Annotated in this window: 19 protein-coding genes, 1 tRNA gene and 1 riboswitch; of the genes, 13 read left to right on the top strand and 7 right to left on the bottom strand. The window is 72.8% G+C overall.

The genetic code is table 11. The annotated features are described in order from the left end of the window. Positions 1-4: 4 nt before the first annotated feature. Positions 5-745 carry an FhaA domain-containing protein gene (locus HD595_RS16630; RefSeq protein ID WP_175594526.1) on the bottom strand — a complete coding sequence of 247 codons (741 nt, stop codon included), beginning with the start codon at positions 743-745 and terminating at the stop codon, positions 5-7. Between the two features lie 199 nt (positions 746-944). On the opposite strand from HD595_RS16630, the gene HD595_RS16625 reads away from it, so the two are divergent. Continuing rightward, positions 945-1,030, top strand: a tRNA-Leu gene (locus tag HD595_RS16625). Positions 1,031-1,319: 289 nt separating this feature from the next. On the opposite strand, the gene HD595_RS16620 is transcribed toward HD595_RS16625, so the two are convergent. Beyond that, on the bottom strand, positions 1,320-2,351 hold the full coding sequence (locus HD595_RS16620) for a hemolysin family protein (RefSeq protein ID WP_253770043.1): 1,032 nt from the start codon (positions 2,349-2,351) through the stop codon (positions 1,320-1,322). Next, complete coding sequence (locus HD595_RS16615; protein WP_253781197.1) at positions 2,348-3,706, bottom strand: hemolysin family protein; 1,359 nt, start codon at positions 3,704-3,706, stop codon at positions 2,348-2,350. The genes HD595_RS16620 and HD595_RS16615 overlap by 4 nt, the downstream gene beginning before the upstream one ends. 243 nt (positions 3,707-3,949) lie before the next feature. On the opposite strand from HD595_RS16615, the gene HD595_RS16610 reads away from it, so the two are divergent. Further along, complete coding sequence (locus tag HD595_RS16610; RefSeq protein ID WP_253770041.1) at positions 3,950-5,290, top strand: LCP family protein; 1,341 nt, start codon at positions 3,950-3,952, stop codon at positions 5,288-5,290. Positions 5,291-5,380: 90 nt separating this feature from the next. Here the strand turns inward: HD595_RS16610 and HD595_RS16605 are convergent, their stop codons facing one another. Continuing rightward, on the bottom strand, positions 5,381-6,037 hold the full coding sequence (locus tag HD595_RS16605) for a GOLPH3/VPS74 family protein (protein ID WP_253770039.1): 657 nt from the start codon (positions 6,035-6,037) through the stop codon (positions 5,381-5,383). 44 nt (positions 6,038-6,081) lie between these two features. Between HD595_RS16605 and HD595_RS16600 the strand changes: the two genes are divergently transcribed. The 5 genes from HD595_RS16600 to HD595_RS46755 are packed head-to-tail and all read left to right on the top strand — an operon-like array spanning position 6,082 to position 9,204. Further along, entirely contained in the window at positions 6,082-6,687 is a 606-nt protein-coding gene (locus HD595_RS16600) for a TenA family protein (RefSeq protein WP_253770038.1), read from the top strand. A 45-nt stretch (positions 6,688-6,732) separates the two neighbouring features. After that, the gene (locus tag HD595_RS16595; protein WP_253770036.1) at positions 6,733-7,611 is read left to right on the top strand and encodes an Fpg/Nei family DNA glycosylase; all 879 of its coding nucleotides are present in this window, start codon (positions 6,733-6,735) and stop codon (positions 7,609-7,611) included. Between the two features lie 50 nt (positions 7,612-7,661). Further along, positions 7,662-8,075: a winged helix-turn-helix transcriptional regulator gene (locus HD595_RS16590; RefSeq protein WP_253770034.1), complete on the top strand. Its 414-nt coding sequence runs from the start codon at positions 7,662-7,664 to the stop codon at positions 8,073-8,075. Continuing rightward, positions 8,072-8,395 (top strand): rhodanese-like domain-containing protein, encoded by a 324-nt coding sequence (locus HD595_RS16585; protein ID WP_253770032.1) that lies wholly within the window; start codon positions 8,072-8,074, stop codon positions 8,393-8,395. Before HD595_RS16590 ends, HD595_RS16585 begins: the two co-directional genes overlap by 4 nt. 53 nt (positions 8,396-8,448) lie before the next feature. Then, positions 8,449-9,204: a GNAT family N-acetyltransferase gene (locus HD595_RS46755; protein WP_253770030.1), complete on the top strand. Its 756-nt coding sequence runs from the start codon at positions 8,449-8,451 to the stop codon at positions 9,202-9,204. Positions 9,205-9,206: 2 nt separating this feature from the next. Here the strand turns inward: HD595_RS46755 and HD595_RS16575 are convergent, their stop codons facing one another. Continuing rightward, positions 9,207-10,106 (bottom strand): LysR family transcriptional regulator, encoded by a 900-nt coding sequence (locus tag HD595_RS16575; protein WP_253770028.1) that lies wholly within the window; start codon positions 10,104-10,106, stop codon positions 9,207-9,209. Positions 10,107-10,186: 80 nt separating this feature from the next. Between HD595_RS16575 and HD595_RS16570 the strand changes: the two genes are divergently transcribed. The 4 genes from HD595_RS16570 (at position 10,187) to HD595_RS16555 (ending at position 14,755) form a co-directional block, all read left to right on the top strand. After that, positions 10,187-11,440 carry an MFS transporter gene (locus HD595_RS16570; protein ID WP_253770026.1) on the top strand — a complete coding sequence of 418 codons (1,254 nt, stop codon included), beginning with the start codon at positions 10,187-10,189 and terminating at the stop codon, positions 11,438-11,440. A 1-nt stretch (position 11,441) separates the two neighbouring features. Next, a complete protein-coding gene (locus HD595_RS16565) occupies positions 11,442-12,323 on the top strand; it encodes an SDR family oxidoreductase (RefSeq protein ID WP_253770024.1) in 882 nt (293 codons plus the stop codon). After that, complete coding sequence (locus HD595_RS16560) at positions 12,323-13,240, top strand: SMP-30/gluconolactonase/LRE family protein (RefSeq protein WP_253770022.1); 918 nt, start codon at positions 12,323-12,325, stop codon at positions 13,238-13,240. Before HD595_RS16565 ends, HD595_RS16560 begins: the two co-directional genes overlap by 1 nt. A 47-nt stretch (positions 13,241-13,287) precedes the next feature. Beyond that, positions 13,288-13,400: riboswitch (TPP riboswitch) on the top strand. Continuing rightward, entirely contained in the window at positions 13,391-14,755 is a 1,365-nt protein-coding gene (locus HD595_RS16555) for a purine-cytosine permease family protein (RefSeq protein WP_253770019.1), read from the top strand. Its footprint overlaps the riboswitch before it by 10 nt. Here the strand turns inward: HD595_RS16555 and HD595_RS16550 are convergent. Continuing rightward, complete coding sequence (locus HD595_RS16550; protein ID WP_253770017.1) at positions 14,733-15,293, bottom strand: methylated-DNA--[protein]-cysteine S-methyltransferase; 561 nt, start codon at positions 15,291-15,293, stop codon at positions 14,733-14,735. The two genes, HD595_RS16555 and HD595_RS16550, sit on opposite strands and share 23 nt — an antisense overlap. A 93-nt stretch (positions 15,294-15,386) precedes the next feature. Between HD595_RS16550 and HD595_RS16545 the strand changes: the two genes are divergently transcribed. After that, positions 15,387-17,255 (top strand): PAS domain S-box protein, encoded by a 1,869-nt coding sequence (locus HD595_RS16545; RefSeq protein WP_253770016.1) that lies wholly within the window; start codon positions 15,387-15,389, stop codon positions 17,253-17,255. A gap of 142 nt (positions 17,256-17,397) precedes the next feature. Further along, a complete protein-coding gene (locus HD595_RS16540) occupies positions 17,398-17,838 on the top strand; it encodes an ATP-binding protein (RefSeq protein WP_253770014.1) in 441 nt (146 codons plus the stop codon). A gap of 42 nt (positions 17,839-17,880) precedes the next feature. On the opposite strand, the gene HD595_RS16535 is transcribed toward HD595_RS16540, so the two are convergent. Continuing rightward, positions 17,881-18,528: a YidC/Oxa1 family membrane protein insertase gene (locus HD595_RS16535; protein ID WP_253770012.1), complete on the bottom strand. Its 648-nt coding sequence runs from the start codon at positions 18,526-18,528 to the stop codon at positions 17,881-17,883. Positions 18,529-18,628: the final 100 nt, after the last annotated feature.

Here is an 18,628-nt window from a genome sequence, read left to right as displayed (position 1 = left end):
ACCCCTAATCGCGCCGGAACACCAGAGTCGTGCGCCCCAACGTCACTCGCGTGCCGTTCTGGAGCTCGATTCTGCGTACCGGCTGGCCGTTGACGAAAGTGCCGTTGGTCGATCCCAGGTCCACCAGGTGCACCTGGGGCCCTTCCACGCGCAGCTCGGCGTGGTGGCGGGAGACGCCGGGGTCGACCAGGCGGAGATCGCAGTCGGTGCCCCGGCCGAGCAGCGTCACCGGGGTGGTGAGCTCGTAGGAGCGGTCGCCCTGCGGGTCGTCCTGGGTGGAGACGAGCAGCCGGGGCCGCCCGCCGAACGCGTTGGGCCGGGAAGGGGGCAGGTCGCTGGCGGGCTGGCGGATCTCGTCCTGCTCCACCGTGGCGCCGCGGATGACGCCCGACCTGATGCGGAACAGACCCACAGCCAGGTCCGCCGCGGTCTCGAAACGCACCCGGACCGGTCCCACGAAGGAGTAGCCCTGCTCCTTGGCGTACTCCCTGGCGAGGTTGGCCAGCTCGTGGCTGATGCTGTCGGCGTAGACCTCGAGCCGCTCACTGTCGGTCGTGGACAGCTCCACCACGAAGTCGTTGGGCACGAGTGTGCGACCCTGTGCGACGATCGCCGCACGCTCGTCCATCTCCCGCTGAACCGCGCTGGCGACCTCGACCGGCTGAAGGTCAGATTTGAACGCCCGCGCAAAGGCCCCCTCAACCAAGCCTTCGAGCCTTCGCTCGAAGCGCTGAAGGACTCCCACCGGGTACCTCCCTTCCTCCGTGCATATGATCGCGGCCTCCAGGCGCTCGCACGCCTGGCTCCGCTCGTCCCACGTCACGGCGATCCCGGCGCTTGGTCAGCCGTCGCGCCCAGCTCATCCGCTCCCGTGTCTTATGCGATCGTATCCGGGTTCAGTACCACCGGCTGTTCCGTGCTACTGTTTCTCCGCACCCAACAAAGGGCGGGTGGCGGAACGGCAGACGCGCACGGTTCAGGTCCGTGTGTCCGAAAGGACGTGAGGGTTCAAATCCCTCCTCGCCCACCAGGGTTCGCCGATGGAATCGGCAGACCCACCTTGACGAAGACAGCCCCGGTTCGCAAGAGCCGGGGCTTGTTCTTTGTCCGGACCTGGTGCGCGCGTCCGCGCTTCCGTGTGCTCCCCGAGGGACGACGGTAGAAGCCTCCGCTTGCAGATCACTTTCGGATCGCTTGCGTGATTTAGCTCACATTTCATGGGTGAGCTGCGACTTTCCTGCGAGTTCCGGGGCGCGGCGCCGCACCGCGGCCGGCCCGTGGAAGGACCGGCCGCGAGCGGACCGATGCGGTCGGGCGCGTCAGGCGGGCACGGGGGCCGTCAGGGCGGCGCGGGTGTCCAGCAGCTCCCCGATCAGGTCCGAGAGCGTCACCATGCCGATGACCTCGCCGCCCTGCCCCGTGACCAGCGCCAGGTGCGCGCGGGCCTCCTGGAGCGCCGTCACGGCCTCGGGGACCTGCGTGACGCACGCCAGGCGCGGCGCCGGACGCGCCAGGCTCCCGGCGGTGGCGTCCGGCTGCAGCAGCGCCTCACGGGCGTGCAGCACGCCCATGACCGCGCCGGGGACGCCGACCAGCAGCCGCAGGTGGCCGCTCTCCCCGGCGGCCCGCCTGATGGCCTCGGCGCTCGCCTCCGGGGGCACGGTCACGGCCCGGCCGATGGGCACCATGAGCCGCTCGATGCCCTCGGCCTCCAGCCGCAGCGCCCGCGTCAGCAGGTCGTGCTCGTCCCTGTCGAGCAGCCCCATCCGGCCCGACTCGCCCACCAGCATGGCGAGCTGGCGCGGGGTGCGGGTCGTCGCCAGCTCGTCGCGGGGGCTGACGCCGAAGGCCCGCAGGATGAGGTTCGTCAGGCCGTTCAGCGCCGACAGCAGCGGCCGCGTCACGGTCACGAACGCGCGGAAGGGCACCGTCAGCAGCATGGCGGCCCGCTCGGGCGCGGTCAGCGCCCACGACTTGGGCGCCATCTCGCCGATGACCATGTGCAGGAACGTGACCAGCGCCAGCGCGATGGTCAGCGCGATCGGCATGCGCAGCGACTCCGGAACCCCGACGGCCGCGAAGACCGGCTCCAGGAAGTGCTCGATCGCCGGCTCGGTGACCTGACCGAGGCCCAGCGTGCAGAGCGTGATGCCGAGCTGGGCGCCCGCCAGCATCATCGAGAGCTGGCGCCCGCCGCCCACCGCCGACCTGGCCGCGAAGCGGACCAGCCGGTTGCCGCCGCCGGCCGCCTCCTCCAGGCGGTGGCGCCGGGCCGAGACGAAGGCGAACTCCGCGGCCACGAAGACCGCGTTCAGCGCCAGCAGCACCAGGCTGAGCAGGATCATCGTCATCGGACGGCCTCCGTCTGCAGCACCGGCGACAGGCGCACCAGGTCCGGCACGCGGCGGTCGAGCGAGAGCACGGTCAGCTCCGCCAGCCGCTCGCCGCCGTCGTCGTCGGCGAACAGGTCGGGCTCGGTCTCCAGCGGCACGACCACCTGGTCGCCCGCCTCGGGCATGCGGCCCAGCCGGGCCAGGATGAGACCGGCGAGCGTGTCGTAGTCGTCGCTCTCCGGCAGGGCCACGCCGGTGGCCCGCTCCACCTCGTCGAGGCGCAGGCGGCCGGGGACGTCCCAGCCGCCGTCGGGCCGCTCCACGGCGCCGGCCGGCTCGGGGTCGTTCTCGTCGACGAGCTCGCCGACCAGCTCCTCGGCCAGGTCCTCGATGGTGATGACGCCGGCCAGGCCGCCGTACTCGTCGATGACGCAGACGATGTCGTCCTTGGCGGCCCGCATCTCCTCGACCACGGCCGGTAGGGGCAGCGAGTCGGGCACCAGGCGGGCCGGGCGCATGACGTCGCCGACCGTGCCGCCCGCGGCGGCGTCCAGGCCGGAGGCCAGCAGCTCGCGCACGCCCGTCACGCCGGCCACGTCGCCGTCGGCGCCCAGCACCGGGTAACGGGAGTGGCCGCGTTCGCGCATGACGTCCACGAGCTCGGAGATGGGCTGGGAGTCGCGCAGCGCGACCACGCGCGGGCGCGGCACCATGATCTCCTCGGCGATGCGGTCGCCGAACTCCAGGGCCCGCTCCAGCAGCTCGGACAGCCGCGGCGGCAGCTCGCCCGCCCGCGTGGACTCGGCGATGATCCGCGACAGCTCCTCGGGCGTGGCGCCGTGCTCCACCTCCTCGACCGGCTCGATGCCGACGCGCCGCAGCACGCCGGTGGCCGCCGAGTCGAACAGGCGGACCACCGGGCCCACCACGGCCAGGTAGGCCAGCGTCGAGCCGGCCAGGAACTTGGCGACGGGCTCCGGCCGGGCGATGCCGAGGTTCTTGGGCGCGAGCTCGCCGAGGACCATCTGCACGACGGTCGCGACGAACACGCCGGCGGCCACCGACAGCCCGGTGACGGCCGCGCCGGGCAGGCCCGTGCCGCTCAGCCAGGGCCGTACGAGCGTGGCGATCGCCGGCTCGGCCAGGAAGCCGACCAGCAGCGCCGTCACCGTGATGCCGAGCTGGGCCCCGGAGAGCATGAACGAAAGACGGGAGGTCACCTGCAGGGCCTTGTCCGCGGCCTTGTCGCCGGCCGCGGCCTGCTCGCGCAGGACGGTCCGGTCGGCCGCCACGAAGGCGAACTCCTGGGCGACGAAGTAGCCGGTCGCCGCGGTGAGAAGGAGGAGGGCCAGCAGGCCCAGATAGGCGCTCACCATGGTGAGCTCTCAGAGGCACCCGTGCGCACGCACGGGCCGCTACTCCAGGGGTCCGGAGCGGACACGATCATCCCTTCGATAGAGGTCGTCCATAACCGTAACGATCCACCTCTCCACTATGTTTCCCGCGTGACTCTCCGCTAGTTCTGCGTACTTTTCCGTGGGAAAAGCCGGACGGGCAGTCTTCACTGGTGCAGGTACGACGTAGCGTTTAACGCAGCCGAAGGGAAGTAGGGGGACGTGTCTGAGGACGACCGCACGCGGGCCATGCGCTCGCCGGGCGACGGGCGCCCGCTGCCTCCACGCAACGACGGGGGCCCGCTCTCGGGCGGCGCCCCGGCGCACCAGCGCCCCCCGACGCCCGGCCATGAGGCGTCCCGGGCGCCTTCGGGGCCGCCGCCAGGAGCGCGGCCCGGAGCCGGCCCCGAGCAGGCGTCCACGCACCTGCTGCCGTCCCACTCCGAGGCCGCCCAGCCCTCCGGCGCCCCGCCCCGCCCCGGGGCGGGGCGCGTGTACGGGCGCGAGCGCTCGGGCAAGTCGCCCGTCAAGCCGCTGGGCCGGCGCGACGAGCCCCCGGGCCCCGGCGAGCCGCCCGGCCCCCCGCGCCCGCGCTCGCCGCGGAAGCGGCCCTCGGGCCGCACCATCCTCAAGATCGTGGCGGCCGTGGTGGCCGTGCTGCTGGTCGCCACCGTGGGGCTGTTCTTCTGGATCAACTCGCGGCTGGTCGACATCGAGGGCGTCCTGGACGACTACCCGGGCCGCGTGGCCGACACCCCGGGCACCAACTGGCTGCTCGTCGGCTCCGACAGCCGCAAGGGCCTGTCGGCGGCGCAGCGCCGCAAGCTCGCCACCGGCCGCGCGGCCGGGCAGCGCACCGACTCGATGATGCTGCTGCACATCCCCGAGGGCAGCGACCGGCCGACGCTGGTCAGCCTGCCCCGCGACTCGGCCGTCACCATCCCCGGCAAGGGCCGCAACAAGCTCAACGCCGCGTACGCGATCGGCGGGCCGAAGCTGCTGGTGCGCACCGTCGAGACCGTCACCGGCGTGCACGTGGACCACTACATGGAGATCGGCTTCGCCGGTTTCGTCGGCATCGTGGACGCCATCGGCGGCGTCGAGATCGACGTACGGGCCGCCGTGGACGACCCCAAGGCCGGGCTCAAGCTGAAGAAGGGCCGCCAGGTGCTCAACGGCAGCCAGGCCCTCGGCTACGTGCGCACCCGCAAGGGCGGCGCGCTGCCCGACTTCGAGCGGACCAAGCGGCAGCGGCAGTTCCTCGGCGCGGTGGTCAAGAAGGCCGCCGGGCCCGGCGTGCTGCTCAACCCGTTCACCTCGATCCCGCTGGCCATGAGCGCCACCGACGCCGTCACGGTCGACTCCGGCACCGGGGCGCTCGCCATGCTGTCGCTGGGGCTCGCGATGGGCGACAGCCCGGTGACGACGGTGGTGCCGTTCGGCGGCAACGAGATCGCGGGCGGCGGCTCGGCGGTCAAGTGGGACCGCACCCGCGCGCTGGCGCTGTTCGACGCCCTGAAGACCGACAAGCCGGTGCCGCAGGAGATCCTCGACGCCAACTGATCCCGCCTGCCGGGCCCGGCCTCCCCGCGGGTGGCCGGGCCCGTGGCGTATCGGCTTGGGGCGGCTCAGCTTGGGGCGGCGGTGCTCGCGTCAGCTTGTGGCGGCGGTGCTCGCGGCGACGGCGGCGGAGGTGACCGCGGCCATCATGGCCGCGTTGATGGCCGCGATGGTCTTGGCGACGGCGTCGGCCGCCCACGCGCCCTCGGCGATCTGCTTGACGCGCTCCTTGCTCGCCCCCGGGAACACCTTGCGGTCGATCTTGGCGGCGTGCAGCAGCGCGATCAGCACCGCGGTGCGCGGGTCGGGGTCGGCGCCGGCGAGCGCGCTCGCCACCCGCTCGCGCACGTTCGCCTCGACCGAGCCGTCCGCCTCCGGCCAGCGGGTCGTCGTGAAGATCCCCAGGACCTTGCCGCGCTGCTCGGCCAGCACGCCCCGCTCGACGAGCCGGGTCAGCAGCCGCCGGCGCGGCTTGCCGGACATGAGCTTCTGCACCCACCAGACGGGCTTGCGCTCCCTGCCCTCCGCCGCGATGCGGTCGAGGACGCCGTCCAGCTCGTCGTCGCCGAGAGGGGCGCGGTCCTTGACCGTCACGGTCTTGTCCGACAGCTCGATCCGGTCGTTGACGGCCAGTTCGGCCAGGATCGCGCCACAGAGCGCGGGGTCGAGCTGGGTGGAGCTGACGAGCTGCTTGCCCTCGTCCTCGCTGTAGGCCAGCAGGAGGAGCTCCTCGGCGATCGTCACAGTCATGCCCTCGACACTAACGCGCGCCCCGCCGGTTAACGTGGCCGTTCATGGCCATCTCCGAGAAGTTGCACGCCGTCGGCCGCCCGCTGCTCGACGCCCAGCTCGCCCACCCCACCGTCGCCGGGATCGGGCGCGGCGACCTGCCCGAACCGGTGTTCCGGTCCTGGCTGGAGCAGGACTACCTGTTCCTGCTGGACTACGTGCGGGTCTTCGCCCGGCTGGCCTGGCAGGCGCCCGACGGGCACCTGGGCGACCTGGTGGACCTCGCGCACGCGACCTTCCACGACGAGCTGAGCCTGCACCGGTCGATGTCGGCGGAGTTCGGCGCCGACCTGGAGAAGGCCGTGAAGGGCCCGGCGTGCGCCGCGTACACGTCGTTCCTGCTGGAGTCGGCCGCCACGTACGCGGAGGGCCTGGCGGCGCTCTACCCGTGCATGTGGGGGTACTCGACGCTGGGCCGGATCCTCGCGCAGGACCCGCCCGCCGAGCCGCGCTACCGCGCCTGGGTCGACACCTACGCCGACCCCGGCTTCGCGGCGCTGGCCGGGCGCATCGCGGAGATGATCGACGAGGCGGCTCCGGACCCGGCGCGGGCGGAGCGGCTCTTCCGGGAAGGCATGGCCCACGAGCTGGCCTTCTGGGACGTGCCGTGAACGCGCCCTGCCTTCCGGAGCGTGCCGTGAACGTACTCTGATGGCATGCCGGAACTTCCCGAGGTCGAGTCGCTGGCCGGCTTCCTGCGCGAGCGGGCGGTCGGCCGCACCGTGCTGGCCGTCGACGTGGTGGCCATCCAGGCGCTCAAGACGTTCGACCCGCCGGTGAGCGCGCTCGGCGGGCTGACCGTGACCGGCGTGTCCCGGCACGGCAAGTTCCTCGACCTCGACTGCGACGGGCTGCACCTGGTCATCCACCTGGCCCGGGCCGGGTGGCTGCGCTGGCGCGACGACCTGTCGGGGGCCAGGCCGGTGCGTCCGGGCAAGGGGCCGCTCGCGGCGCGGCTGCGGCTGGCGCCCGACGAGGAGGGCCTGGCGCCGGGGTTCGAGCTGACCGAGGCCGGCACGCAGAAGCGCCTCGCCCTGTACGTGGTGCGGGACCCGGCCGAGGTGCCCGGCGTGGCCTCGCTCGGGCCCGACCCGCTGGCCGAGACGTTCACGGCCGACGCGCTCAAGCGGATCGTCGGCGGCAACCGCACCCAGATCAAGGGGCTGCTGCGCGACCAGAAGGTCATCGCGGGCATCGGCAACGCCTACTCCGACGAGGTGCTCCACGCGGCCAGGATGTCCCCGTTCAAGATCGCTTCGACGCTGACCGACGCGCAGATCGCCGACCTGCACGAGGCCATCGTCGAGACGCTGCGCGAGGCCGTGGAACGGGCCCGCGGGCTGGCCGCCAAGGATCTCAAGGCCGAGAAGAAGTCGGGCCTGCGCGTCCACAACCGGGCCGGCCAGCCGTGCGACGTCTGCGGCGACACCATCCGCGAGGTGTCGTTCGCCGACTCCTCGCTCCAGTACTGCCCGACCTGCCAGACGGGCGGCAAGCCGCTCGCCGACCGGCGGCTGTCGCGCCTCCTCAAGTAGTGTCGGTTACCTCTTGTAACCGTCCGCCGCCTGCGCCAGCATGGGATGCCATGGACGACCATGCCGCCTGCGAGACGACCGACGACTACGACATCCGGCAGTGGGACACGCGTGAGGGCTGCGAGGTCCGCCAGATCCTGGACCGCGTCGCCGACAAGTGGTCGCTGCTCGTCATCGCCCTGCTCGACTCCCGGAGCCTGCGCTTCAGCGAGCTGCGCCGCGAGATCGACGGCGTCAGCCAGCGCATGCTCAGCGTGACCCTGCGCCACCTGGAGCGCGACGGCCTGGTGAGCCGCACCGTCCACCCCGTCGTGCCGCCGCGCGTGGACTACGCGCTCACCCCGCTCGGCCGCACCCTGCACGAGACGATCAAGGCGCTGGTGACCTGGACCGAGGACCACCAGCGCGAGATCGCCGAGGCCCGTGCGGCCTACGACCGCGGACGCGAGATGATGGACGCATGACGGTTCCCGAGGTAGAGGCACGCGACGTCCCCGCCGACGCTTTCCTGCTGGACGTGCGTGAGCGTGAGGAGTGGGTGGCGGGCCACGCTCCCGAGGCCGTGCACATCCCGATGACAGAGATCCAGGGGCGGGTGGACGAGGTCCCCGCCGACCGCCAGGTCTACGTCGTCTGCCGGGTCGGCGGCCGGTCCTACCAGGTCGCCGCCTGGCTCAACCACCTCGGGCGCGAGGCGGTCAACGTCGGCGGCGGCATGCAGTCGTGGGAGGGCGCGCGCCGTCCGATGGTCAGCGAGACCGGTCAGCCGCCGTTCGTGGCCTGAGCCGGCCGGTAAACCGGTTGCCGGGCCCGCGTCCCGGCTGGTGGGCTGGGCCGGTGAATCGTGACGAGGTGCTGGCGGCCTATGAGCGCCAGGTACGGATCCGTCAGGGCGAGCGGGTGGGCCGCGTGGTGCGCAAGGCGGCCAAAGGCGGCTGGAACGGCATCCTGTGGTCGGACCTCGACGAGGACACGGCCGACGCCGAGATCGCGGCGCAGCGGGCCTACTTCGCCGCGCTGAAGCGCGACTTCGAGTGGAAGCTGTACTCCCACGACCGGCCCGCCGACCTGGCGGACCGGCTGCTGGCTGCCGGCTTCACGGCCGAGCCGGAGGAGACGCTGATGGCGGCCGAGGCCGCCGCCGTGGCCGCCGAGCCGCGGCTGCCCGAGGGCGTCGAGTTGCGCGTGGCGGAGGACCCGGCCGGAATCGACCTGCTCGTGCGGGCGCACGAGCAGGCGTTCGGCATGTCGCTGCCCGGGCTGCGCGAGCGGGTGCTGCGCCGGCTGACCGAGCGCCCCGAGTCGATCGTCGCGGTCGTCGCGATGGCCGGAGACCGGCCGATCAGCGGGGCGCGGCTCACCCTCGACCCGGACACCGAGTTCGCCGGGCTGTTCGGCGGCGGCACCGTGGCCGGCTGGCGCGGGCGCGGCGTGTACCGGGCGCTGGTGGCCCACCGGGCGCGGGTGGCCGTCGAGCGGGGCTACCGCTACCTCCACGTGGACGCCTCCGCCGACAGCCGGCCCATCCTGCTGCGCCTCGGGTTCGAGCCGCTGGGCACCACGACCCCGTACGTCCGCGCCCCGGGCGCCTGACGTCACCGGCCCGGCGACCCTGAGCACTCCGCCGCCGAGACGCCGAGGGTGGCCAGGAACGCCGCGGCGACGGGGGACGGCGCGAACCGGCTCCAGATCAGGTGCTCCATGCGGGCGGGAGCGTCGCTGATCTGAAGGACGGGCAGGCCCGGCAGCTCGGAGACGAAGGCGGCGGGCATCATCCCGATGCCCAGGCCCTGCCGGATCAGGCGGGCGATGAAGTCCACGGTCGTCACCTCGAAGGCGACCTCGCGCCGCACCCCGGACGCCGCGAACGCCTCGTCGGTCTGGGCCCGCGCGGCGGTGCCCGGGGGGAAGTCGACGAACGGCTCGTCGGCGAGCCGGCGCAGGTCCACGCGCTTCTCCTCGGCCAGCGGATGACCGGGCGCCACCACCGCCACGAGGTCGCCGCGCGCCAGCTCGCGCCCGCGGACGCCTTTGGGGCGTACCCCGAGAGGCAACCCCAGGAAGGCGGCGTCCAGGGTGCCCTGCTGCACCTGTTCGATCAGCCGCTCGCTCGCGCCCGAGCGGAGGCTGATCCGCACCTGCCGATGCCGCAGGTGGAACCGCTTCAGCGCGGCCGGCAGATCGACCGCCGCGACGGTGGGGATGGCGCCTACGGCCAGCCGGCCGCGGATCTCGCCCGCCGCCGCCGCCACCTCGGCGCGGGCGCGTTCGGCGGCGTCGAGCGCCTGACGGGCCGCGGGCAGGAACGCCTCGCCGGCCGGAGTCAGCCGGACGCGGCGGCTCGTGCGCTCGAACAGCTTGGCGCCCAGCTCGCGTTCGAGGCGGGCGATCTGGTGGCTCAGCGCGGACTGGACGACCATGCACTGCTCGGCGGCGCGGGTGAAGTTGCTCGTCTCCGCGACCGCGACGACGTAGCGCATCTGCTGCAGCTCCATGGATCAATCGTGAACCACGATCGGTCCGATGACAAACATGCGTTGGACTCATCGATACTCCGGGCCCGAGGCTTGGGGGCATGACGGCGACGACATCTCACACAGCCGGCGGCCTGTCGCGCGGGCTGCTCTTCCTCATGTCGGCCGCGACCGGGCTTGCGGTCGCGGGCAACTACTTCGCGCAGCCGCTGCTCGACCTGATCGGCCGTGAGCTGGCGGTCGGGCCGTCGGCGGCGGCGCTGCTGGTGACGGCCGCGCAGTCCGGGTACGCGCTGGGGCTGCTCCTGCTGGTGCCGCTCGGCGACCTGATGGAGCGGCGGCGGCTCGCCGTGACGCTCTACGCGGCGACCGCGGTGTTCCTGCTGGTGTCGGCCCTGGCCCCCAACGGCGCGGTGCTCATGGTCAGCACGGCCCTGACCGCGCTGACCTCGGTGGGCGCGCAGGTCGTGGTGCCGTTCGCGGCGACGCTGGCGGACCCGGCCGAGCGCGGCAAGGTGGTCGGCACGGTGATGACCGGGCTGATGCTCGGCCTGCTGCTGGCGCGCACCGCCTCCGGCGCGCTGTCGGAGCTGGGCGGGTGGCGGACCATCTACTGGGTGGGCGCGGCGCTGATGGCGCTGATGGCCGTGCTGCTGCGTGTCTTCCTGCCCCGGCTGGGCGGAGACGGCCCGCGCCAGTCGTATTTCGCCCTGCTGCGCTCGACCGTGACGATGTTCCGGCTGGAGCCGTTGCTGCGGTGGCGGGCGGCCATCGCCGCGTTGAGCCTGGCCACGTTCAGCGTGCTGTGGACGTCGCTGACCTTCCTGCTGGCGGGGGCGCCGTACGCGTGGTCGGAGTCGGCCATCGGCCTGTTCGGGCTGGTCGGCGCCGTGGGCGCGCTGACCGCCACGGTGGCGGGGCGGCTGGCCGACCGCGGGCTGGTCCAGGTCGTGAGCGGCGCCGGGACGGTCCTGCTGCTGGCGTCCTGGGCGGCGATGGCGGCCGGGGCGAGCTCGCTGGTCTTCCTGCTCGTCGGCGTGGTCGTGCTGGACCTGGCGCACCAGGCGGTGCTCAACAGCAGTCAGAACGTCGTCTATGCGCTGCGGCCCGAGGCCCGCAACCGGATCAACTCCGCCTTCATGACCGTCTTCTTCGTGGGCGGCGCGGTGGGGTCCGCGCTGGGTTCCCTGGCCTGGACGTACGCCGGCTGGACCGGCGTGTGCGTCCTGGGCGCCGCCCTCTCGGCCGGGACCGTCGTGCTGTGGGTCCTGGAGCGCGTCACCGTCAAGCGCGCGGCGGCCAAGAGCTCGCCGACCTCGATCCGTACCCACCTCACCACCGTCAAGGGAGATTGACGTGCCACGCACCGTGCTGATCACCGGAGCCACCGGGACCGTGTCCACCGCGCTGATCGACGCGCTGGACGGCGCCGAGGTGAACCTCCGCGCCCTCGTCCACGACCCCGCCAGGAGCCCGCGCGCGGGCGGCGCCGAGGTCGTCGTCGGCGACCTCGAGGACCCACGGTCGCTCGCGCCCGCCTTCGAGGGCGTGCAGGACGTGTGGCTGCTCACCCCGAACGGCCCGCGCGCCCCGGAGCACCACATGAACGCCCTGTGGGCCGCGCGCCAGGCCGGCGTGGAGCGCGTCGTGCGCCTGTCCGTCGTCGGCGCGGCGCACGACGCGCCCAACCGCAGCGGCCGCCTGCACGCGCTCTCCGACCGGGAGACCGAGCAGTGCGGCATGCGCTGGACGATCCTGCGCCCCCACTGGTTCATGCAGAACCTGCTGAACGAGGCGGGCGACATCTCCGCCACCGGCACGTTCGCGATGAACATGGCCGCGGGCCGGGTCGGCATGATCGACGCTCGCGACATCGCCGAGTGCGCCGCCCGCGTGCTGCTCGACGACCCGGATCGCCACCACGGCAGGACGTACACCCTCACCGGCCCGCGCTCGCTCGGGTTCGACGAGGTCGCGGGCGAGCTGGAGCGCGCCCTCGGCAGGTCCGTCGCGTACCTGCCGGTCAGCGACGACGCCAAGCGCAAGACGCTGTTCGGTTACGGCGTCCCGCCCTGGATCGTCGACATGCTGGAGGAGTACGCGCAGGCGTATGCCTCCGGCTGGGGCGACTTCACCACCGGCACGGTCGCCGAGCTCCTCGGCCGCCGCCCCCGCGACATCGCCGACTTCGTCCGCGACCACGCCGCGGCGTTCACCCCGGCCGAGCGGAGGGCGTGATGAAGCTCCTCGTCGTGGCTCCCGCCGCGCTCGCCCTGGTCGTCACCCTGGGCGGGCCGGCCGGAGCGGCAGCGGACCGGCAGCCCGGGAGGTTCCCGCGGTCGATCTCGCTGCCCGACGGCTTCCAGCCCGAGGGGATCGCCATCGGGCGCGGCCCGTACGCCTACGTCGGCTCCATGGCCGACGGCTCGATCTACCGCGCCGACCTGCGCACCGGGCGCGGCGAGATCTTCAGCCGGGGACCGGGCACGCCGGCCCTCGGCCTGACCCTCGACCATGGACGGCTGTTCGTGGCGGGCGGCACGGGCGGCGACCTGCGTGTCCTCGACGTGCGTACCGGCGAGGCGCTGGCCACCTACCGGCTGACCGGCGGCCCGGCGTTCGTCAACGACCTCACCATCACCCACGGCGCCGCGTGGATCACCGACTCCACCAACCCCGTGCTGTACAAGCTGCCGCTGCGCGGCGGGAAGCTGCCCGCCGCCGCGCGGAGGATCAGGCTCACCGGCGACCTGGTGTACCACAAGGGCTTCAACGCCAACGGCATCACGCCCACGCCGGACGGCCGGGGCCTGCTCGTCGTGCAGTCGAACACCGGCGGGCTGTTCCGCGTCAGCCGCTCCGGCCGGACCCGCCGGGTCGACCTGCACGGCGAGTCGCTGAAGGAGGGCGACGGCCTGCTGCTGCGCGGCCGGACGCTGTACGCCGTGCAGAACCGCCTCAACACCGTGACCGTCCTGCGGCTGAACGAGACGGGGACCGACGGCCGCGTCGTGCGGCGCGTGACCGACCGCCGCTTCGACGTGCCGGCGACCATGGCCGCCTTCAGGGACCGGCTCTACCTGCCCAACGCCCGCTTCGACACCACTCCGACCGCCACCACGCCGTACACCGCCGTCGCCATCCCCCGCCCCTGAGTGTGGCCATATGTCCTCTCATGAGGCAATATGAGGGCGCCAACTTCATGAGCCAACGCGGGAGCTCGGGGTCACCGGGCTGAGAGGGCAGCTATCGCTGCTGCCGACCGCATGAACCTGTCCGGGTAATGCCGGCGTAGGGAGTGTGTGATGACGCATGCCGTCAACGAAGTCCCGCTGACCCTCGACGAGCCGCCGCCGAAGACGCTCGGCGTGCTCGACCAGGGGGCGCTCTGGGCCAACCTCGGCGTCAGCCTGCTGGGCTTCTCCGGCGCGCTCCTCCTGCTCGACCCGCTCGGCGGCGCCCCGCTGAGCGTCCCCGCCGCCCTCACCGCCGCGGTGGTGGGCAGCCTGATCGGCACGGCGATGGTCGGCCTGGCCGCGATCCCCGGCACGCAGACCGGGCGGCCGGCGATGGTGCTGCTCCGTGGCCTGTTCGGGGCGCGGCTGTCGTACGTGCCGACCGTGCTCAACATCATCCAGATGGTGGGCTGGGGCGCCTTCGAGCTCTGGGTGATCTCCATGGGCGCGACCGCCGTGTTCGGCCCGGCCGTGCCGTACGCGGTCTGGGTGATCGCGGCGGGCGTCCTCACCACCTCGCTGAGCATCTGGCCGCTCGGCTCGGTGCGGCTGCTGCGCCGGTACGTCACGCTCGCCGTGATCTTCGCGCTGATCTGGTTCGCCGTGGACTTCCTCGGCCACGCCCGGCCGGCGGCCGGCGGCTCGTGGCAGGCGTTCGCCCCGGCCGTCGACTACGTGATCGCGCTGTCGGTCTCGTGGGTGCCGATGGCGGCCGACTTCGCCCGGCACTCCAGGTCGAGCGCCGCCGCGTTCACCGGCATCGTCGGCGGCTACACGCTGGCCCAGGTGGCCTGCCTGGGGCTCGGCGTGTACGCGGTGGCCATCACCGGGGCGGCCGCTGCGGGGGCCGACTCCACCGCGGTGTTCGGCGCGTTCGTCGCGGCCCCCCTGGGGGCGCTGTTCTTCGCCGTGCTCGTGCTGCGCGAGACGGACCAGTCGTTCGCGAACGTCTACTCGACCACCGTCTCGCTGCAGAACCTCATGCCGCGCGTCGACCGCCGCGTGTTCAGCGTCGCCATCGGCGTGGTCACCGTCGGGATCGCGCTGCTGGTCGACGTGAACTCCTACGGCGCGTTCCTCGGCGTCATCGGCGCGGTGTTCGTGCCGATGTTCGCGGTGCTCGCCGTGGACTACTTCCTGCTCGGCGGCGCCGCCCGGTGGAACACCGACGAGGACGCCCCGGCCCGCTGGTCCATGCTGGTGCCCTGGGCGCTCGGCTTCGCCGCGTACTGGCTGACCACCTCGACGCCGACCATCGCCGCCTGGGACGGCTTCTGGGCGGCGGCGCGCGAGGCGATCGGCTTCACCCGTCAGCCGTGGATGAACGGCGCGCTGGGGGCGGCGCTCGTGGCCGCCCTCGTCACGCTCGCCGTCGGCCTGGTCACGCGCCGGGGCGACCGGTCGCCGGCGCTCAGGAGCGGGACTCGACGGTGAGCAGGTGCCGCTTGGCGGCCACGCCCCCGGCGTAGTCGCCGAGCTCGCCGTCGCCGGGCACGATCCGGTGGCAGGGCACGACCACGCACACCGGGTTGGCCATCAGCGCGTTGCCGACCGCCCGCAGCGCGCGGGGCCGCCCGATGCGCTCGCCGATCTCGCCGAGCGTCGTCGTCGTGCCGTACGGCACCGCCATCGTCTTCTGCAGCACCGTACGCGCGAACGGGGTGGCCAGCGCGAGGTCCACCGGCGTGGTGAAGGCCCGCAGCCGCCCCGAGAAGTACGCGTCGAGCTCGCGGCGCACCGGGTCCAGCCGCCCGGGGTCGGGCCCGATGAACGTGCCCACGTGCCGCATCACCCGCTCGTACACCGTGTGCTCGTCCTCGAAGCTGCACGCCACGACCCCCTTGCCGGAGACCGCGAGCACCAGCCGCCCCACGGCGCCGTCGTAGGTTCCGAACGCGATGTCCGGGGGCGTCTCCCCGCGGTAGGTGGCGGAGGTCACCCTTAGCAGGGCATCGAGGTCGCCGCTCGACATCCGCTCACCCTCTTCTCACCTGGTAGGTCGTGATCGGCAGCGTATCGGACGGATCGGCCGACGGCGGCCCCGCAGCGCGGGCACTATGGAGGTGTGGGTGACGAATGGGCCGGCAGTGACGACGAGATCGCTCGCGCGGTGCTCGCCGGCTCGCCCAACGCGCTGATCGCGCTCGACCGGGACCAGACCGTGCTGGTGTGGACCCCGGCCGCCGAGCGGCTCTTCGGCTGGAGCGCCGAGGAGATGCTGGGCCGCAGGGCGCCGATCGTGCCGGGGGAGCTGACGGCCGAGCACAACGCGGTGCTCGAACGCGCGCGCACCGGTGACCAGGTGACGCTGCGCACCAAGCGGTTGCGCCGCGACGGCCGCGTGCTGGACGTGACGGTCGACATCGGGCCGCTGGTCATGGGCAGCTCGGTGGTGGGCTACGTGTGCGTCCACCACCGCGCGGCGGCCGAGGAGGCGGCGAGCGAGCGCATGGCGCGCCGGGTCCGCCTGGTGCGCCGGCTGACCGACGTGGTCGGCGACATCAACGCCGCGCTGGAACTGCCGGCCGTCCTCGACCGGATCGCGGGCAGCCTGACCGAGCTGACGGGCGCCGACGCGGGCGGGTTCGTGCTCATCGAGGGCGAGCGACTGCGCCTGGTCAGCGCGCACCGGCTGCCCGAGACGCTCAAGGGCGCCACGGCCGACCTGCGCACCAGCCTGGTGGACAAGCTGCTGCGCACCGGCAAGACGGTCCTGCTGGAGTCGCAGGGGCTGGACGAGCTGGTGTGGGCCGAGCTGACCGGCCTGCACACGATCGCGCTGGGCCTCGCCGCCGTGGGCGGGCGGCCGTACGGCGCGCTCTACGCGCTGTACGCCCGGCGCAAGCCCGGCCACCTGGAGCTGGAGCTGCTGGAGCTGCTGGCCGGGCACGCCGGCATCGCCGTGGGCAACGCCATGGCCTACCAGGAGGCGGTGCGGCAGCGGGCGCACGAGCAGGCGGTCTTCGACGCCAGCGCCGACGGCATCGCGGTGCTCGACGGAGCCGGCCGGGTCATCCGGTGGAATCCCGCGGCGGCCGAGCTGACCGGGCTGGCCTCCGACGCGGTGATGGGCGGGCCGCCGCCGTTCCCGCTGCCCAGGCCGGGGGAGAAGCTGACGTTCCAGCTCGGCACGGGCCGCTGGCTCGACGTGGTGAGCGCGCGCGTGGACGCGACCGGCGAGACGGTGGTCGACTTCCGCGACGTGACCCGGGCCAAGGAGCTGGAGGAGGCCAAGGACCTGTTCCTGGCGACGACCAGCCACGAGCTGCGCACCCCGATCACGATCGTGCGCGGCTTCGCCAGCACGCTCGACGCGCGCTGGGACAAGCTGAGCGACCCGGAGCGCCGCTCGGCCGTCCACACGATCGCCGAGCGGGCCCGGTCGCTGGGTCAGCTCATGGACCATCTGCTGCTCGGGTCGCGGGCGGGCGCCGACGAGCTCAAGGTTCGGGTGGAGACCTTCGACCTGGCTGAACGGATAAATGCAGCGACGTTAGGATTGCCCGAGTTGTCCGATACGCACCGGGTCGAGGTGGAGATCCCCGACGGCCTGCCGTACGTGAAGGGCGACGCGCTGGCCACCGACATCGTGCTCGGCCAGCTGTTGGAGAACGCCTTCAAGTACTCACCGAAGGGCGGGCTGATCAGGGTCGAGGCGTGGCCGGAGGACGACAGGGTGGTCGTGGTCGTGGACGACGAGGGCGTCGGCATCGCCGCGCCCGACCGGGAACGGATCTTCGAGAGGTTCGTCCAGGTGGAGAGCGGCGACCGGAGGAGGTTCGGCGGAGTGGGGCTCGGGCTCTACATCGTGCGCAGCCTCGCGCGGGCCCAGGGCGGCGACGTGAGCGCCCATCCGCGACCGGGCGGAGGCACCCGGATGCGGATGGTGCTCGCCGCGGCTCCCCCTATCGGATCCGACACACCGGTGTGGTAACGAGGTGGTCACGGTTGAGCTGACCTATCGTCCGATGTGGACAAGCTGTGATCGAGATCCGGTTTCTGGGATTGAGTAACGGGGCATTTCGGTCGTACCGGGGGTGTTCCCGCGGGGGGCACATGAAGACGGGGAGGTGGGTGTGTCAAGCGTGGTGCTGCTGCCGTACGCGCCGTCCAGCGTCGCTGTTGCCCGCCAGCGTCTGAGCACTGACCTGCACGATTGCGGGGTCTTCGCCGCCGCGATCGACGACGCGGTGCTCGTGGTGAGCGAGCTGCTCAGCAACGCGCTGCGGCACGCGCATCCGCTGCCGTCAGGCATGGTCAAGGTGACGTGGCTACGCAACGACGACCACATCGAGGTCGCGGTGAGCGACGGGGGCGCGGCCACCGAGCCGCGGGCCGGCCGTCCCACGCTGTCCTCGCTCGGCGGCCGGGGGCTCGGCATCGTCGAGTACGTCGCCGAGAGCTGGGGCGTGCGCCACGACGGCGACACCACCACGGTCTGGGCCATCCTGCCCGCGCCCAACGGCACGGGCAACGGCATGAACGGGCAGGTCGCAGCCCTGCGCGAGGCCGGCTGAACCGGCCTCGCGGCTTCTCCTCACGGCTCTGTGACGAATGTCTCAGGCGAACCGGCGGTTCAGCACCGTCCGTTCACCGTACGTCCACGCGGTGGACACCAGCAGGTAGAGACCGGCCGCCAACGGCAGCACGAGGGCGGCGAGCACCGAGCCGAACGGCATCAGCGGCATGATCCTCCGCATCAGCGGCGGCTGCTCCGCGGGCAGCGTGGCCGCGATCCGGCGTGCCTGGAGCCACGCCACCAGCATGACCAGGACGATCACCAAGGCAAAGACCGAAACTGGCCAACTGATCAGTCCGTAATGGGCGACAATTCCGGCAACGTGCTGGCCCAGCGGGGCGCCGAAAAGATCGTGCCCGGCCAGAGCGGTCGGGTGCGTGGCCACCCGATAGACCAGCCACATGAACGGCGCCTGCGCCAGCCCGGGCAGGAGCGCGGCCATCGGCGAGCTGCCCTCCTTCGCGTAGAGGGCGGTCATCTCCCGGGCGAGCCGTTCCGGATCGCGCCCGAACCGCTCGCGCAGGGCGCGCACCTTGGGCGCCAGCCGCTCGGTGACGCGCGCGGCCCGCGCCTGGCGGACGCTCAGCGGGATCAGCAGCAGCCGGACGGCCACCGTGAACAGCACGATCGCCAGAGCCGCGTGGCCTCCGGACATGCCGATGAGAAACGTGACAAGAGAATCGAACATGAGCCCTTCCTCGACGTGCAGGGGAACGAGGGCTCTGCCCGGATGGCGAGCCCTCGGGCGGGCTCGACGGAAGAAGCCGAGCCCTCGGCGGGCTCGGCGG

The sequence above is a fragment of the Nonomuraea roseoviolacea subsp. carminata genome (assembly GCF_024172185.1).
GTDB lineage: Bacteria > Actinomycetota > Actinomycetes > Streptosporangiales > Streptosporangiaceae > Nonomuraea > Nonomuraea roseoviolacea.
Note: the sequence above shows the minus strand (reverse complement) of the source record. Positions and strands in the feature narration are given on the sequence as shown.